The sequence below is a fragment of the Streptomyces sp. NPDC056452 genome (genome assembly GCF_042796085.1).
Taxonomy (GTDB): domain Bacteria; phylum Actinomycetota; class Actinomycetes; order Streptomycetales; family Streptomycetaceae; genus Streptomyces.
In genome coordinates this window covers 1-16,159 of the sequence record NZ_JBHTRI010000025.1, presented here as the reverse complement: position 1 = coordinate 16,159, position 16,159 = coordinate 1, and the positions used below count along the sequence as shown (strand labels likewise).

Genomic DNA, 16,159 nt, shown 5'->3' with positions numbered 1-16,159 from the left:
GGTGTTCGACCGGCCGGGCATTCCGCCGCAGTTGTTCGGCGGGCCGGGCGTTCCGCCGATTTTCGTCCGAACCGTTGACGAGCCGGGTGCCGCTCCTTACTTTGACCCAGCAAGCGCTTTCTAAAACGATTCAATGCGATGGTGGGGGCAAGAGATGTCTCGGAACAACGGCATGGACCGGCGGCAGATGCTCAAGCTGGCCGGCCTCTCGGCGGCCGGTCTCGGACTGACCGCAGCCGGTTGCGGCTCGGGCGGAAGCGGCAGTTCCGGGGGTACGGTCACCATCCGGCACTCCTGGTGGGGCGCCGACGACCGGGCGAAGAAGGTCCAGCAGTGCGTCGCCCTCTTCGAGAAGAAGCACCCGAAGATCAAGGTGAAGACGGACTTCCAGCAGTACCCGGACTTCTGGAAGAAGTTCAACACCCAGGCGGCCGGCGGCAACGCCCCGGACGTCATCCAGAACGCCGTGACCTTCCTGCGCAAGTACGAGGCGAAGAACGTCCTCCTCGACCTCCACCCCCAGGTGGAGAAGGGCAACCTCAGCCTCGACGGCTTCCGTTCCGGCCTGGAGAAGTTCGCCGAGGTCGACGGCAAGCTCCTCGGCGTGCCGGTGGGCAGCAACTCGATGGCCCTCGTCATCGACGAGAGGGTCTACGAGAAGGCCGGCATCGCCCCCGAGATCGGCTGGACCTGGGACGACTGGTACGCGGGCCTGCAGAAGATCAAGAACGGCCAGAAGATCGCCGGTGACGCCGGCCCGCACGGCGTGATGTACCTGTACGACCTGATACTCCGCCAGAACGGCAAGGCCTTCTTCACCGAGGACGGCATGGGCTTCGGCGAGACCGAGCTGCTGCCGTACTGGACCGAGGCCCTGGAGCGGGTCAAGTCGGGTGTCTACGCCGACCCCAAGAAGGTCGAACAGATCAAGCCCGCCTCCGCGACCGCCAAGGGACTCTCCGCCGGTGAGTTCACCTGGGACAACTTCTCCGTCCGCTACAGCGCCGAGGGCAAGAGCAGCTACGGCCTCGCCCCCATCCCCAGCACCGACGGCAAGAAGACCGGCCAGTACCTGGGTTCGCTGATGCTCAGCGGCACGGCGCGCACCAAGCACCCGGCCGAGGTGGCCACCTTCATCGGCTTCATGACCCACGACCCCGCGGTCGCCAGGATCATGGGGTACGACCGGGGCGTGCCCGCCACCACCGCCCAGTTCGAGGCCTACCAGCCCACCGACGCCCCCAGCAAGGCGATCGCCGCGTACGAGTCCGCGATCGCCGACGCGGGCATCCTCGAGCCCATCACACCGCACCCGGCGGGCGCCGACGTGATCGAGGCGGCCTTCCTGCGCATCTCCGCGGACCTCTCCCTGGGCAAGGCCTCGCCGAAGGACTCCGTGAAGCAGTTCTTCTCCGAGGCCAAGACCGCCCTCGCCTCGAACTGAGAGGGACCGTGGTGACTCACATCCAGACCTCCCCGGGCGCACGCGCGCCCGGGGACGACCGGACTGCCGAGAAGCGGAACGGTCTCGCAGGAAACGCGCCGCCTGCAGGCTCCGAGCGGGCCGGCAGCCGCGAGAACCTGGCCGGCTACCTGTTCATGTCGCCCTGGATCGCGGGCTTCCTGTTCCTGGTCGCCGGGCCCATGGTGTTCTCGCTGTACCTCTCGTTCACCGAGTACAACCTGTTCGAAGCCCCGCGCTGGATCGGCCTGCAGAACTTCACCGACATGTTCGCCGACCCCCGGTGGCGCCAGTCGGTCAAGGTCACCTCCTGGTACGTACTGATCGGCACCCCGGTCAAGCTGGCCGCCGCACTCGCCGTCGCGATGCTGCTCGCCCAGAAGCGGTGGGGCCAGTCCTTCTACCGGGCGGCCTTCTACGCCCCGTCCCTGATCGGCGCGAGCGTGTCGGCGGCCATCGTCTGGCGCGCGCTGTTCTCGGACGACGCACTCGTCGACCGTACCCAGAAGGTGTTCGGCGTCGAGGTGGGCGGCTGGATCGGCGACCCGGGGATGATCATCTACGCGCTGATCGCCCTGACCGTCTGGCAGTTCGGCGCCCCGATGGTCATCTTCCTGGCCGGTCTCAAGCAGGTCCCGCGCGAGCTGTACGAGGCGGCCGAGGTGGACGGAGCCGGCCCATGGCGCAGGTTCTTCCACATCACCCTGCCGATGATCTCGCCGGTGCTGTTCTTCAACGTCCTGCTGGAGACCATCCACTCCTTCCAGATCTTCGGCTCCGCCTACATCGTCAGCAACGGCAGCTGCGGACCGGCCGACGCGACGCTCGTCTACACCTGCTACCTGTACGAACAGGGCTTCGTGAACAGCCGGATGGGCTTCGCCTCCGCCATGGGATGGCTGCTGCTGGTCGCGGTGGGCCTGGTCACCGCCGTGCTGTTCTGGTCCCAGAAGCGCTGGGTGCACTACGAGGAGGGCGGCCGATGAGTCTCCTGGACGCAGCCGTACGACGCCGGGGACCCGGCGCATTTGCCTGGCACCTCGGTGCACTCGTCATCCTCGCCGTGGTCCTCTACCCGGTGGTGTGGACGATCGGCGCCTCGTTCAAGCCCAGCGCCGACATCATCGGCGCCCTGGACCTGTTCCCGGCCGACCCCATCACGGACAACTACACCCGGCTCACCGAGGGCATCGCCGACATCCCCATCTCGACGTTCTTCCTGAACTCGGCCTACATCGCGGTCGGTTCGGTCATCGGCGTGGTGCTGTCCTGCTCGCTGACGGCGTACGCCTTCGCGAAGGTCCGCTTCGCCGGCCGCAACGTCATGTTCGCCATCATGATCGGCACCCTGCTCCTGCCGTACCACGTACTGATCATTCCGCAGTACGTGCTGTTCCAGAAGCTGGAGCTGATCAACACCTTCACACCGCTGCTCATCGGCAAGTACCTGGCCACCGACGCCTTCTTCGTCTTCCTGATGGTGCAGTTCATGCGTGGTCTGCCCAAGGAGCTCGACGAGGCCGCGAGGCTCGACGGCTGCGGGCACCTGAGGATCTACTGGTCGATCGTCATGCCGCTCTGCCGGCCCGCGCTCATCACCAGCGCCATCTTCACCTTCATCAACGCCTGGAACGACTTCATGGGCCCCCTGCTCTACCTCAACGAGCCGGACAAGTACACCGTCTCCATGGGGCTGAAGATGTTCATCGACCAGGACGCCGTGGCCGACTACGGCGGCATGATCGCCATGTCACTGGTCGCCCTGCTGCCCGTGCTGGCCTTCTTCCTCGCCTTCCAGCGCTATCTGATCGACGGCATGGCCACCTCCGGCCTGAAGGGCTGAGGCGACCGTGACGACGAAAACCCGCACCGCGGAACGGCGTTCGCGTGTCATGGACCGCTTCGGCCTGTTCTCCGAATGCCTGCTCACCGGGGTATGGATCGCCGTCGCCGCCCTGCCGCTCCTCACGTTCCCCGCGGCCTTCGCCGCGGGGACCCGGCACCTGCGCCGCCATCTGGCGGGCGAACACGGCGGTCTGCGGGAATTCGTCACCGACGCACGCGCCGCGGCCCGCGGCGGCTGGCTCGTCGGCGTGTCCGTGTGGGCCGCCGGAGCCCTGCTGTGGCTGGACCTGTCGGCCGTGCGGGCCGGGCTGCCCGGCGGCCCCTTCGTGGGCGCCGTCGGCATCCTCGCCCTGATCGGCTACCTGGTCGCGGTCGTACGCGCCGCCGCGTGCTGGGAGCCCGGCGACAACTGGCGGACCCTTCTCGCCGCCGCGGGCCGCCGCACGGTCCGCGACCCGGCCGGCTCCCTCCTGCTCGTCTGCGGGATGGCCGTCGTCGTGCTCTCCGGCGCACTGGTACTGCCGCTGGCCGTCCCCGTCGTCGGGGCCGTCGCCGCGGCGGCCACCGCCGTCGAGGCACGCCGTCCCGCCCGCTGAGACCCCTGTACCGCCCTTTCGATGTCCCCCATCCGCACGGAGAGAGGCACAGCCATGTCCAGGATGCCCCGCAGAACACTCCTGAAGGCCGCAGCGGCGGCCGGCGCAGCCGCCCAGTTCAGCTGGTCCCTCGGCGCCACCACCGCGACCGCCGCCCCGGGCGCGGAGAGCACCACCGAGCCCGTCCCCCTCACCTGGCTCGAGTCCGGCGGCCTCGGCGCCGCGCCGGGATCCACGCTCGGTGTGCCCTGGCCCCAGGGGCAGCACGCGAAGGACCAGACGTTCGCGCTGGCCACCGAGGACGGCAAGGACGTCCCCGTACAGACCTGGCCGATCGGCTACTGGCCCGACGGCTCGCTCAAGTGGACCGCGCACGCGGTCGGACCCGAGGTCACCGCGAAGAAGTTCGCACTCACCACAGGGACGCCCGCCGCCCCGGAGAACAAGGTCACCGTCACCCGCGCGGGCGGCACCATCACCGTCTCCACCGGGGTGATCACCGCCGGACTGGGCACCAACGGCTCGACCCTGGTCAGGACCGTCACCCGCGGCTCCACCGAGATCGCCCGCAACGGCCGGCTCGTCCTGCTGCGCCAGGGCGAGATCGAGGACGGCGACCAGGGCAACGAGAAGTACGAGCGCTTCGAGAGCGTCATCGACACGGCCGAGACGGAGCAGGACGGCCCCGTCCGTGCCGTCGTGCGCATCGACGGCAAGCACCGCAAGGGCTCCCGCTCCTGGATGCCGTTCTCCGTACGGTTCTACTTCTACGCGGGCGCCGACTCCTTCCGGATGATGCACACCATCACCTACGACGGCACCCAGGAACCCGGAAAGGCGAGCGGCGACTTCATCCGCGGCCTCGGTGTCCGCTTCGGCGTCCCGATGCGCGACGCCGCCCACGACCGCCACATCCGCATCGGCGGCGACGGCACCGGCCTCCTGCGCGAGGCCGTGAAGGGCATCACCGGACTGCGCCGCGACCCCGGGGTCGCCGTGCGCGAGGCACAGTTCGCCGGCCGGAAGCTCCCCGACCCCGCCACCTGGGACCAGCGGGTCACCACCCGGCTCCAGTACATCCCCGAGTGGGGCGACTACACGCTCTCCCAGCTCTCCGCCGACGGCTTCGGACTGCGCAAGCGCACGAAGAAGGGCCACGGCTGGATCGCCGCCGGAGGCGGCACGCGGGCCTCCGGCTTCGGATACGTCGGCGGGCCGAGCGGCGGATTCTCCTTCGGACTGCGCGACTTCTGGGAGAAGCACCCCGCCCAGCTCGACATCCGCGGGGCCCAGACCGACGAGGCCGAGGTCACCCTCTGGCTCTGGTCACCCGAGGCCCGGCCCATGGACCTGCGCTTCTACCACGACGGAATGGAACAGGACACCTACGCCGAACAGCTCGAAGGCCTCAACATCACCTACGAGGACTACGAACCCGGCTTCGGCACCCCGTACGGCATCGCGCGGACGAGTGAACTCCTCTTCTGGGCCAACGAGTCCACCCCCGCCGCCGAGACCCTCGCCCAGCAGGTCGACGCCGTACGCACCCCGCCCCAGCTCGCCGCGCCGCCCAAGCAGCTCATCAAGGCCAAGGTCTTCGGAGGGCTCTTCGCCGAACCCGACCGGTCCACCGCCGCCAAGTCGAAGATCGAGGACCACCTGGACTTCCTCTTCACGTACTACAAGGACCAGGTGGAGATGCGCCGTTGGTACGGCTTCTGGGACTACGGCGACATCATGCACACCTACGACCCCACCCGCCATCAGTGGTGCTACGACGTCGGCGGCTACGCCTGGGACAACTCCGAACTCTCACCCGACCTGTGGCTCTGGTACGCGTACATGCGCTCGGGCCGCGCCGACATCTACCGCTTCGCCGAAGCCATGACCCGGCACACCGGCGAGGTCGACGTCTACCACCTCGGCAAGTGGGCCGGACTCGGCACGCGCCACGGCGTCCAGCACTACGCCGACAGCGCCAAGCAGCAGCGCATCGCCAACACCACCTACCGGCGGATGTTCTACTTCCTCACCGCGGACGAGCGCGTCGGCGACCTCATGCACGCCAACGTCGACTCCGACGAGACCTTCCTCGCCCTCGACCCCATCCGCAAGATCCGCACCGAGCCCTACACCCCCGACCGGCACGCCCTGTCGATCGGCTTCGGCACCGACTGGAGCGGCCTCGTCTCCGCCTGGCTCACCGAGTGGGAGCGTCGCGGCCCCAAGTGGGAGAAGGCCAGGGACCGGGTGCTTTCCACCATGGAGACCATCGCCGCCCAGCCCAACGGCTTCGTCCAGGGCGTCGGTCTGTACGACCTGGACACCGGCAAGTTCGCGATAGCCGAGAAGCCCGAGGTCGGTGTCTCGCACCTGTCGGCGATGTTCGGTCTGGTCGAGCTCAACGCCGAACTCATCGACATGATCGACATGCCGAAGTTCGAGGCGGCCTGGATCGACTACTGCCGCTACTTCAACGCCACCAAGGCAGAACAGGCCGCCCGCTACGGCAGCAACTTCGGGACCCTGCTGCTGTTCCAGGGCCACTCCCGCCAGGACGCCTACGCCGCCGTGCGGACCGGCGACGTCACCCTGGCCACCCGGGCGTGGAAGCAGTTCTACAGCAGCGCCGACACCTGGGACTACAAGGAGAGCACCGACTGGAGCACCCACAAGGTCGAGGGACCGACCGGACCCGTACCGGGCAGTGAGGCGGCCTGGGTCAGCACCAACTCCACCGCCCTGTACGGACTCGCGGCGATCCAGAACCTCGCACTCGTGGGGGACAAGATGCCTTAGGGGCTTTCGTTTGGGTCAGGCCGGATCAGGGTGCGTGCCAGACCCCGCGAGCCCTGCATGACCCAAACGAGAGGCCCTAGCGCATCCGGCCGAGGCTCTCCCGCACCCGGCGCGCGTCGCGCAGCCGCTGTTCGTACGTCGCCCCGAGCGCGAGCAGCAGCAGCCCGGCGAGTGCCGGGGGCGCCCAGCGGGGGAGTGCGTCGAAGACCTGGACGACATGGGGGGCCAGCTCGTGCAGCCCGACCAGGGCCAGGACCGAACCGCCCAGCACCAGGGGCGCCTGAAGCCGGAAGCGGGCGCCCGCCAGCGTGACCACCAGCGCCGCCACGCCCAGTAGCAGGGGCCGCAGCCAGTGCGGATCGACCCACGCCACGACGAGGCTCGGCACCATCGTCATCGAGAGCGCGGGGCCGTACGCCACCCAGGAGGACGCGGCCGGGTCCGTGCGACGGCGCAGGTACCCGACCGCGAACGCGATCAGTGACACCGGCAGGGTGTACGCCTCCGGGTCCGACACCTCCGAAGCCGCCAGCCGCACCCACGCCGCCAACACGAACAGCGCCGCCGCCAGGTACCCCGCCACCGGCCGGCGGTCGGGCCGCACCGCGGTACCCGCGGCCAGCACCCCGCACAGCGCCAGCACCAGCGCCAGGAAGGGCGCGTCCGTCACCGCGAGCCCCACGGCCACCACCGCTCCGAACGCCCCGGTGAGCTCCAGCGTCAGCGCCACGGCGGCCACCCGCAGCCGTGCCCCGAGCAGCACCGTCACCGCCGGAACGACCAGGACCAGCGGAGCCGTGTGCGGCGCGCTCCACCCCAGCGAAGCCCCCGCCGCCGAGACAGGCACGATCGCGCACAGGACGGAGACACCGGCCAGCACCGACCGCACCGCAGCTGCCTTCGACCTGGCCGCCGCCCCCGCGCACAGCACCGACAGGCCCACGAACACCGCGTACGTGGCCGGCTCGGAGGCCAGCGCGAGCAGGCCCGCACTCGCGGCGCCCACGAGCGCGCACACCAGAGCCGTGAGCCCGAGCGCGCCGGCCCCCTGCCGCACGGTCACCACCAGCAGCCCCGCCACCAGCAGCAGTTCCACGCCCACCGCCACCGCGTACGGGACGTCCACGACCGCCGCCAGTGCCAGCGCCGCACCCCAGCCCAGGACCATCGCCCCGGCCGCCGCGGTGACACGCCACCCCGGCCGGGGCGACAGCAGCGTGCCGCGCATCCGGTCCCACCCGGCGTACAGAGCCGCCGACAGGCCCGCCACGAGCACCAGAACCACCGGCGATGCGGCCGACTCCGGCCACGGCATCGACGGTCCCAGCGCGCCCCGGACACTCCCCGGCGCCCCGGCCCACACATCGGTCAGCAAGGACACCGGCCCCAGCAGCACGGCGGCCACCGCAGGCAACGCCCACAGCACCGCACCCGCCGTCACCGCCGCGGACGCCACCAGCACACCCCGGCCCACCGGCTGCGGAACCCGGACGCGTACCACCGCCGTCAGCGCGGCACCGCACAGCAGGTACACCACGACCGACCAGTTCCACGGCAGACCCGTACGCAGCACACCGCCCACCGCGGCCACCGCGGCGAGGCCCGCCACCGCACCCGCCGCAACGGCCCACTCCTTCGGCGCGCGCCACGCCCCGAACAGCGCCACCGCCGCACCGCCCAGCAACAGCGCCCCCGGGCCCGCGGCCGCGAGCGGTCCATCGGCCGACACGGACTGGCCCAGGCCGATCAGCATCGCGACCAGTCCGGTCGATGCCGCCCCGACGCCCGCCGTGATCCGCACCGCGAGCCCCCGGCCCCACAGCGCCACCGCGACATCCGCGGCCGCCGTCACCAGCAGCGCCCAGCCGAAGACCGCCGCCTGCGCCCCGGCGGCCCACGCCCCCAGCACCAGCGGCAGCTGCCCCGCCACCACGGCGGCGGGCAGCGGCAGCCGCAGCCGTCCCAACGCCAGCCCGTACACCGTCCACAACGCCGTCAGCACCGCGGACGAGACCGCCGCGAAGCCGAGCCCGTCCGTGTCCGGCAGGGCCACCGCGTGCAGCGCGTACGCGTCCAGCACCGTCAGCACCAACGCCAGAGCCGCCAGCGCCTCCGCCGTCGCGGACAGCCTGCGCCGCAGCAGCAGCGCGGGAGCCGCGAGCGCGGCCACCGTCACCGTCGCCAGCACCGCCGAACGGCCGGCGATACCCATCTCGCCCCAGCTGAACAGGGTGAACGCGATCGCCGCGATCGTCAGCAGCAGACCACCGAGGACCAGCAGCACGTTCTGCACACCGGACGCCGGGGCAGCCTGAACGGCCCCGGCCGGCGGCCCCCAGGCGACCGGCGCGGCAGGAAGCCGTGCGGGAGGTGCCGCGAACGCGGACGGCGCGACCGGCGGACGCAGCACCTCCATCAGCCAGGCACGGCGGTTCAGCAGCTGCAGCCGACGGGCGTCGAGCCGGACCAGTTCTTGGTCGAGGAGCGCCAATTCCTCGGCGGGTGGCGGCACATGTTCCATGCTGGGAGTGTGGCGCCGACCACACGCCCGTACATGCGCTCGGATACTCAGTTCCGTCACTGAGTAGGTCCGGCACGCGCAAACTGGACCCATGGACTGGAACCACTACCGCTTCACCAGCGTCTGGGACCTGCCCGCCGCTCCCGACACCGTGTACGCGGCCCTGGAGGGCGCCGAGGACTACCCCCGGTGGTGGCCGCAGGTCCGCGAGGTCACCCCCGTGGACGACACCTCCGCCACGACGCGCTTCCGCTCCTTCCTCCCGTACGACCTGGTCGTGACCGTCAGGCAGAGCCGCCGCGAGCCCGCGTCACGGATCCTTCAGGCCGCCATGACCGGGGATCTCGAAGGCTGGGTCCGCTGGACCGTCACCGCGCACGACGGCGGGAGCCGTGTGCTCTACGAGCAGGAGACCGTGGTCCGCAAGAGGCTGCTGCGCCGCCTCGCCGTGCCCGGACGCCTTGTCTTCCGCGCCAATCACACGCTGATGATGCGCGCCGGACGCCGCGGGCTGGCGGCACGGCTGCAAGGAGTTTGAACGTAGCCCGCCGGGCCCTGTATGGTTCAACCCGTTCCCGGGCGATTAGCTCAGTGGGAGAGCGCTTCGTTCACACCGAAGAGGTCACTGGTTCGAAACCAGTATCGCCCACCCGGGAAGAGCCGGTCCGTCAGCACCACCGACGGACCGGCTTTCGCGTACCCGGCCCGGATCAGGCCGCCGCCGGCAGCTCCGGACGCAGCGGCCACGCCGGATCCACCGCCTCCGCCTCGCCGTTCTTCTCGAACCACGCCTGCAGACCGCGCGCCTGCGCCGCGTGCCACACCGCCTGCAACGAGTGCAGCTCGGCCGGCGACAACCGCTCCAGCCGGGCGGAGAACCGCCGCCCCACCGCGCGCACCAGCTCCAGCGAGGCCGCCGCGTCGGCCGCCGCGTCATGCGCCCCGTCCAGCACCACCCCGTACAGCTCGCACAGGTCCGTCAGCGTGCGGCGGCCCTTGCGGTAGCGGTCCAGATGCTTGTCCAGGACACGCGGGTCCAGCACGCACAGGGGCGTGTTCTGCAGATAGGCGCCCAGCGACGACGCCCGGTGCCGCTTCAGCTCCCGGTCCAGCAGCGTCAGGTCGAACGGCGCGTTCATCACGACGAGCGGCCGGCCCGTCGCGCACTGCTCGGCCAGCGCCCGTGCTATCTCCTCGACGACCGGCGCGGGCCACCGGCCGTTGCGCTGCAGGTGGTCGTCGGTCAGACCATGGATCTCGGTGGCCCCGACGGGTACCGGTATCCCCGGATTGACCAGCCAGCGGGTGACGCGAAGGCGTCCGCCCGCGGTGTCCTGGACGACGAGGGCGGCCGAAACGATCCGGTCCTCCTCGACGTCCACGCCTGTTGTCTCCGTGTCAAAAGCGGCCAGCGGCCCTTCGAACCAGTGCATCATCCCCGAACTCCTCGCCCCTGCTCGGCAGATGACGGGATTCCTCTGCCCGATTCGGTGATACCCGGGCCCTTTGCCTGATACGCCGTTTGCGGGCCGTCTCCTGCGGTGACAACACAGGAGACGGGAAAGGAAGTTGGCCGTCCCGTCAGCGGAGACCGGGCAACCGGTCGGCACAGCCCGGAAGGCACACGGAGCCATGGCGCTCGCGCAGCCGAACCCAGGGGGTCCCGCCCGCGCCGAGGACTACGGGGGAGGACCGCCGCCGCAGCGGATCGCACCACCACTGCGCGGCACACTCGCCACCACCGCCTGCATGGAGACCCTCCAGGTGGGCTACTTGCACGCGGTAGCGGCCGCGGCGGGGTGTTCCCTGTCGCAGCCCTTTCCCGACAACGGCATCGACTGGCACGTCAGCCACGGCGCCCCCGACCACACCGTCGACGACGAAGTGACCATCAAGGTGCAGCTCAAGTGCACCTACCAGATTCCCCCGCACCCACCCGGCGCGGCGTTCTCCTTCACGCTCGACAACGCCCACCTCGTGAAGCTCGCACGGACACCCGTGTCGGTGCACAAGATCCTCGTCGTGATGATCGTGCCCCGCAGCCAGGACGACTGGCTGCGGGCCGGGCACGACCGTCTCGACCTGCGGCACTGCTGCTACTGGACCAACCTGGCCGGCCACGCGGTGACGGGCCGGCACAGGACCACTGTGCGGATCCCGACCTCGCGGATCTTCGACGACCGAGCACTCTGCGAGATCATGGCCCGGGTCGGGGCGGGAGGGAGACCCTGATGCACCGGTCGATGGACGAACCCGCCGGCGGGACGACGCCGGCGGGCACACGCGCGCACCCCTATGCCGAGGACGTGGACCAGGGGCCCGACCCCGCCCTCGTCGACCCGGCCGTACTCGGCACGCTCCTGCGCCGGCACGGCTGGCAACGTCGCGGGGGAGCCACCGGGCGCTACAGCCGGTGGACCCCGCCCGGTTCCGCCGCCGCGGGCACCAGCCTGCTCGTGCCCGACACCGCCGCCTTCCCCGACAGCGAGGACCTGCTCGCCGAAGCCCTCACCGCGCTCGCCCGCAGCGCCGCGCCGTCGGCACGTGACGTCCTCGTCTCCCTCGCCGTGCCCAGCGACGAGATCCGCTGGTGGCGTGATGTCCCCGAGGAGACGGCCGGAGCCGCGGGCTGGACGGAGGCCGAACAACTGCGCACGGCCGCCCGGCAGATCCTGCTCGCCGGAGCACTCGCCGTACGCGGCCTCGCCGGCTACCACGGCGCACGCCACCGGGGAAAGGCGCGGGCGGCCCTGGACGGCACCCTCGTCGGACCCGCGCCGGGTGGCCGCCGGCTCACCGTGTTCGTCCCCGTCTCCTCGGGGCGGGCCGTCGCCGTACAGCTCTACCAGGCACTGCACGCCACCAGGGAGGCCGTCGACTACCAGCGCGCCACCGGAGGCATGGAAGCGTTCGACAGCGCCGTCGCGGCGGGGGTCAGCAGGGAGCTGACCGAGGCGGTCGTCGCTCTGGTCCGGGGATCGGAAGGCACCAGGATCACGCTGGACTGGGCACCCGCCGCCGGGACGCCCGAGGGCTGCCCCGCGCGGCCCGAGCCCGTCGAGTTCTCCCCGGGCGACCTGCCCGCCCTGCGGCTGGCAGGGGTGCGCTACCTCCAGGACGAGCCCGCCGTCCCGGTACGGATCACCGGGGCCGTCGTACGGCTGCGCCGCTCCGGGCCCCGCGGCCCGGGCATCGTGCGGCTGCGGGTGCTGGCCGGGGCCGAGGTCGCGCACGTCCGGATCGAGCTCGACGAGGAGGCGTACCGGATCGCGGGCCACGCCCACCTCGTCGGCCTGCCGCTGCGGGTGGAGGGCCGGCTGGAGAACCGGGGCGGCTTCCGGCGGCTCACCGGAGCCTCGCAGGTCGCGCCCGTCCAGGTGGACGAGGCGGAGCGGGACCGGCTGATGAAGTCGCTCCAGGAGAACGTCGACTTCTTCGAGGAGGCGTGCACGGGGGACGAGGGATAGCCCCCGGGGTGCCCCCGCGGTATCCCTTTCGCGTCCGGGGCCTCCGGCTCGGTACGATTCCTCTTGCGCGCAGAGGAATGCGACGCACCCCCTCAGTCAGGAGAGACCGGTGTCAGACGTCCGTGTGATCATCCAACGCGATTCCGAGCGGGAAGAGCACGTGGTGACGACGGGAACGACGGCCGGCGAGCTCTTCCCCGGACAGCGCACCGTCGTCGCCGCACGGGTCGGGGGCGAGCTGAGGGACCTCGCGTACGAGCTCGCGGACGGCGACGTCGTCGAGCCCGTCGAGATCTCCTCCGAGGACGGCCTCAACATCCTGCGGCACTCCACCGCGCATGTGATGGCCCAGGCCGTGCAGGAGCTGCACCCCGACGCCAAGCTGGGCATCGGCCCGCCGGTCAAGGACGGCTTCTACTACGACTTCGACGTCGAGAAGCCGTTCACGCCCGAGGACCTCAAGGCCATCGAGAAGAAGATGCAGGAGATCCAGAAGCGGGGGCAGAGGTTCTCCCGCCGGGTGGTCACCGACGAGGCCGCCCGTGAGGAGCTCGCCGACGAGCCGTACAAGCTGGAGCTCATCGGCATCAAGGGCTCGGCCTCCTCGGACGACGGCGCGGACGTCGAGGTGGGCGGCGGCGAGCTGACCATCTACGACAACTTCGACGCCAAGACCGGCGAGCTGTGCTGGAAGGACCTCTGCCGTGGTCCGCACCTGCCCACCACCCGGTTCATCCCGGCGTTCAAGCTGATGCGGAACGCTGCGGCGTACTGGCGGGGCAGCGAGAAGAACCCCATGCTGCAGCGCATCTACGGCACCGCGTGGCCCACCAAGGACGAGCTCAAGGCGCACCTGGAGTTCCTGGAGGAGGCCGCCAAGCGCGACCACCGCAAGCTCGGCAACGAGCTGGACCTCTTCTCCTTCCCCGACGAGATCGGCCCCGGCCTCGCCGTCTTCCACCCCAAGGGCGGCGTCATCCGCCGGGCCATGGAGGACTACTCGCGGCGCCGCCACGAGGAGGAGGGCTACGAGTTCGTCTACAGCCCCCACGCGACCAAGGGCAAGCTCTTCGAGAAGTCCGGCCACCTGGACTGGTACGCCGACGGCATGTACCCGCCCATGCAGCTCGACGACGGGGTGGACTACTACCTCAAGCCGATGAACTGCCCGATGCACAACCTGATCTTCGACGCGCGGGGCCGTTCGTACCGCGAACTCCCGCTGCGCCTCTTCGAGTTCGGCACCGTGTACCGGTACGAGAAGTCGGGTGTCGTCCACGGGCTGACCCGCTCGCGCGGCTTCACCCAGGACGACGCGCACATCTACTGCACCAAGGAGCAGATGGCGGAGGAGCTCGACCGGACCCTCACCTTCGTCCTGAACCTCCTGCGCGACTACGGGCTGACCGACTTCTACCTGGAGCTCTCCACCAAGGACCCGGAGAAGTTCGTCGGCTCCGACGAGATCTGGGAGGAGGCCACCGAGACGCTGCGCCAGGTCGCCGAGAAGCAGGGCCTGCCCCTGGTCCCGGACCCGGGCGGCGCCGCGTTCTACGGCCCGAAGATCTCGGTGCAGTGCAAGGACGCCATCGGCCGTACCTGGCAGATGTCGACCGTGCAGCTCGACTTCAACCTGCCGGAGCGCTTCGACCTGGAGTACACCGGCCCGGACGGCACCAAGCAGCGCCCGGTCATGATCCACCGCGCACTGTTCGGCTCCATCGAGCGCTTCTTCGCGGTGCTGCTCGAGCACTACGCGGGTGCGTTCCCGGTGTGGCTGGCCCCGGTCCAGGCGGTCGGCATCCCGATCGGTGACACCCACATCCCCTACCTCCAGGAGTTCGCCGCCGAGGCGCGGAAGAAGGGCCTGCGGGTGGAGGTCGACGCCTCTTCGGACCGGATGCAGAAGAAGATCCGCAACCACCAGCGCGCCAAGGTGCCGTTCATGATCATCGTCGGTGACGAGGACATGAACGCCGGCACGGTGTCCTTCCGCTACCGCGACGGTTCGCAGGAGAACGGCATCGCCCGCGACGAGGCGATCGCCAAGCTCGTCGACGTCGTGGAGCGCCGCGTCCAGGTGTGATCCCCGCTTGAGGAGGCCCCCGGCGAGCTACACGCTCCCCGGGGGCCTCTTCTCGTCCTCCCGGGCGAACACCTGCAGCAGCCACGACGAGAACGATCCCGTCACCGCCCCCAGCAGGGCCAGCCCGCAGGCCATCAGCCCCGCCGCGATGACCCGGCCGCCGAACGTGACGGGCACGGCGTCCCCGTACCCCACCGTGGTGAGCGTCGCGCACGCCCACCACACCGCGTCACCGAACGTACGGATGCTGGCGTCCGGGGCCGAGTGCTCCAGGTGGTACACGGCCAGCGACGCCGAGAAGCCGAGCAGCACGGTCGTGAGCCCCGCGTAGGCGATCACTCGGGCGTACAGGCTCAGCCTCGGCTCGTCCCGGCGCTTCTGGACCGCCGTGTAGATCTGGACCACACGCAGGGGGCGCAGCAGGGGCAGTACGAGCACCACGGTGTCCAGCAGGTGGGTGCGCACGAAACGCCGGCCAAGGCCGCTGAGGCGGAGCCGTACGCCGTAGTCCACCACGAACAGGAACCAGGTGGCGTAGACGAGGGCGAGGGCGATGTCGCGCCAGGGTTCGCTGTCGTGGGGGGCGAGGACCCGGACCGCGTAGCCGACGAGGAAGAGCAGCGCCGCGACGAAGAGCGGGACCTCCGTACGCTGCTCCCATTCCGTCAGCCGGGAGGGTGCGGGAGGGGCGGGGCGGTCGCTCATGGCCTCAGCATTGCGGTGCGCTGCCCGGTCGGGCCCCGGCGACACGCTCCGCCGGGGTGAAGCAATATGCTGACCGGCATGACCAGTGAGCCGGAGCAGCAGATCGGAGTGGGGACGCCCGACGCGTTCCAGCGCCTGTGGACGCCCCACCGGATGGCCTACATCCAGGGTGAGAACAAGCCGAACGGTCCGGGGGCCGAGGACGGCTGTCCGTTCTGCGTGATTCCCTCCAAGTCGGACGAGGACGGGCTCGTCGTCGCGCGCGGCGAGAAGGTCTACGCCGTGCTCAACCTGTACCCGTACAACGGCGGGCACCTGATGGTCGTGCCGTACCGGCACGTGGCGGACTACACGGAGCTGGACGGCCCGGAGACGGCCGAACTCGCCGACTTCACCAAGCGGGCGATGATCGCACTGCGGGCTGCCTCCGGAGCTCACGGCTTCAACATCGGGATGAACCAGGGTGCGGAGGCCGGGGCGGGAATCGCCGCGCACCTGCACCAGCACGTGGTGCCGCGCTGGGGCGGGGACACCAACTTCATGCCGGTCGTCGCCCACACCAAGGTGCTGCCGCAGCTGCTGGGGGACACCCGGGCGATGCTGGCCGGCGTGTGGCCTGCCGAGCAGCCCTCCGGCTGAGTCTCTCCGCGTCGCAGTGGTGGGCGCCCCGGCCAGGTG

Annotated in this window: 13 protein-coding genes and 1 tRNA gene; 11 read left to right on the top strand and 3 right to left on the bottom strand. The window is 70.5% G+C overall.

From position 1 onward, the window contains the following. Window positions 1-154: 154 nt before the first annotated feature. Genes ACFQ6X_RS23645 through ACFQ6X_RS23625 form a run of 5 tightly spaced genes read left to right on the top strand, consistent with a single transcriptional unit; the run spans window position 155 to window position 6,702 of the window. A complete protein-coding gene (locus tag ACFQ6X_RS23645) occupies window positions 155-1,444 on the top strand; it encodes an ABC transporter substrate-binding protein (RefSeq protein ID WP_383184351.1) in 1,290 nt (429 codons plus the stop codon). An 11-nt stretch (window positions 1,445-1,455) separates the two neighbouring features. Continuing rightward, on the top strand, window positions 1,456-2,448 hold the full coding sequence (locus ACFQ6X_RS23640) for a carbohydrate ABC transporter permease (RefSeq protein ID WP_383184438.1): 993 nt from the start codon (window positions 1,456-1,458) through the stop codon (window positions 2,446-2,448). Further along, on the top strand, window positions 2,445-3,305 hold the full coding sequence (locus ACFQ6X_RS23635; protein ID WP_383184350.1) for a carbohydrate ABC transporter permease: 861 nt from the start codon (window positions 2,445-2,447) through the stop codon (window positions 3,303-3,305). Before ACFQ6X_RS23640 ends, ACFQ6X_RS23635 begins: the two co-directional genes overlap by 4 nt. Window positions 3,306-3,354: 49 nt before the next feature. Beyond that, window positions 3,355-3,903 (top strand): hypothetical protein, encoded by a 549-nt coding sequence (locus tag ACFQ6X_RS23630; protein ID WP_383184437.1) that lies wholly within the window; start codon window positions 3,355-3,357, stop codon window positions 3,901-3,903. 54 nt (window positions 3,904-3,957) lie between these two features. After that, the gene (locus ACFQ6X_RS23625; protein WP_383184349.1) at window positions 3,958-6,702 is read left to right on the top strand and encodes a Tat pathway signal sequence domain protein; all 2,745 of its coding nucleotides are present in this window, start codon (window positions 3,958-3,960) and stop codon (window positions 6,700-6,702) included. A gap of 76 nt (window positions 6,703-6,778) precedes the next feature. Here the strand turns inward: ACFQ6X_RS23625 and ACFQ6X_RS23620 are convergent, their stop codons facing one another. Further along, the gene (locus tag ACFQ6X_RS23620; protein ID WP_383184348.1) at window positions 6,779-9,223 is read right to left on the bottom strand and encodes an SCO7613 C-terminal domain-containing membrane protein; all 2,445 of its coding nucleotides are present in this window, start codon (window positions 9,221-9,223) and stop codon (window positions 6,779-6,781) included. A 91-nt stretch (window positions 9,224-9,314) separates the two neighbouring features. Between ACFQ6X_RS23620 and ACFQ6X_RS23615 the strand changes: the two genes are divergently transcribed. Both ACFQ6X_RS23615 and ACFQ6X_RS23610 read left to right on the top strand, forming a co-directional pair. Beyond that, window positions 9,315-9,761 (top strand): SRPBCC family protein, encoded by a 447-nt coding sequence (locus ACFQ6X_RS23615; RefSeq protein ID WP_383184347.1) that lies wholly within the window; start codon window positions 9,315-9,317, stop codon window positions 9,759-9,761. A gap of 39 nt (window positions 9,762-9,800) precedes the next feature. Then, window positions 9,801-9,872: transfer RNA gene (locus ACFQ6X_RS23610), tRNA-Val, on the top strand. Between the two features lie 61 nt (window positions 9,873-9,933). Here the strand turns inward: ACFQ6X_RS23610 and ACFQ6X_RS23605 are convergent. Beyond that, entirely contained in the window at window positions 9,934-10,659 is a 726-nt protein-coding gene (locus tag ACFQ6X_RS23605) for a 3'-5' exonuclease (protein WP_329212894.1), read from the bottom strand. Window positions 10,660-10,855: 196 nt separating this feature from the next. Here ACFQ6X_RS23605 and ACFQ6X_RS23600 point away from each other — a divergent pair, with 196 nt between their 5' ends. From ACFQ6X_RS23600 to thrS, 3 genes are all read left to right on the top strand, one after another. Next, the gene (locus tag ACFQ6X_RS23600; protein WP_329212895.1) at window positions 10,856-11,455 is read left to right on the top strand and encodes a DUF4365 domain-containing protein; all 600 of its coding nucleotides are present in this window, start codon (window positions 10,856-10,858) and stop codon (window positions 11,453-11,455) included. Beyond that, the gene (locus ACFQ6X_RS23595; protein ID WP_383184346.1) at window positions 11,455-12,690 is read left to right on the top strand and encodes a hypothetical protein; all 1,236 of its coding nucleotides are present in this window, start codon (window positions 11,455-11,457) and stop codon (window positions 12,688-12,690) included. Before ACFQ6X_RS23600 ends, ACFQ6X_RS23595 begins: the two co-directional genes overlap by 1 nt. Window positions 12,691-12,799: 109 nt before the next feature. Further along, window positions 12,800-14,776 (top strand): threonine--tRNA ligase, encoded by a 1,977-nt coding sequence (gene thrS / locus ACFQ6X_RS23590; RefSeq protein ID WP_383184345.1) that lies wholly within the window; start codon window positions 12,800-12,802, stop codon window positions 14,774-14,776. 27 nt (window positions 14,777-14,803) lie between these two features. Here the strand turns inward: thrS and ACFQ6X_RS23585 are convergent, their stop codons facing one another. Further along, window positions 14,804-15,481 carry a potassium channel family protein gene (locus tag ACFQ6X_RS23585; protein ID WP_383184344.1) on the bottom strand — a complete coding sequence of 226 codons (678 nt, stop codon included), beginning with the start codon at window positions 15,479-15,481 and terminating at the stop codon, window positions 14,804-14,806. A 66-nt stretch (window positions 15,482-15,547) separates the two neighbouring features. Here ACFQ6X_RS23585 and ACFQ6X_RS23580 point away from each other — a divergent pair, with 66 nt between their 5' ends. Continuing rightward, window positions 15,548-16,120, top strand: a complete 573-nt coding sequence (locus ACFQ6X_RS23580) for an HIT family protein (RefSeq protein ID WP_383184343.1) — start codon at window positions 15,548-15,550, stop codon at window positions 16,118-16,120. Window positions 16,121-16,159 lie beyond the last annotated feature (39 nt).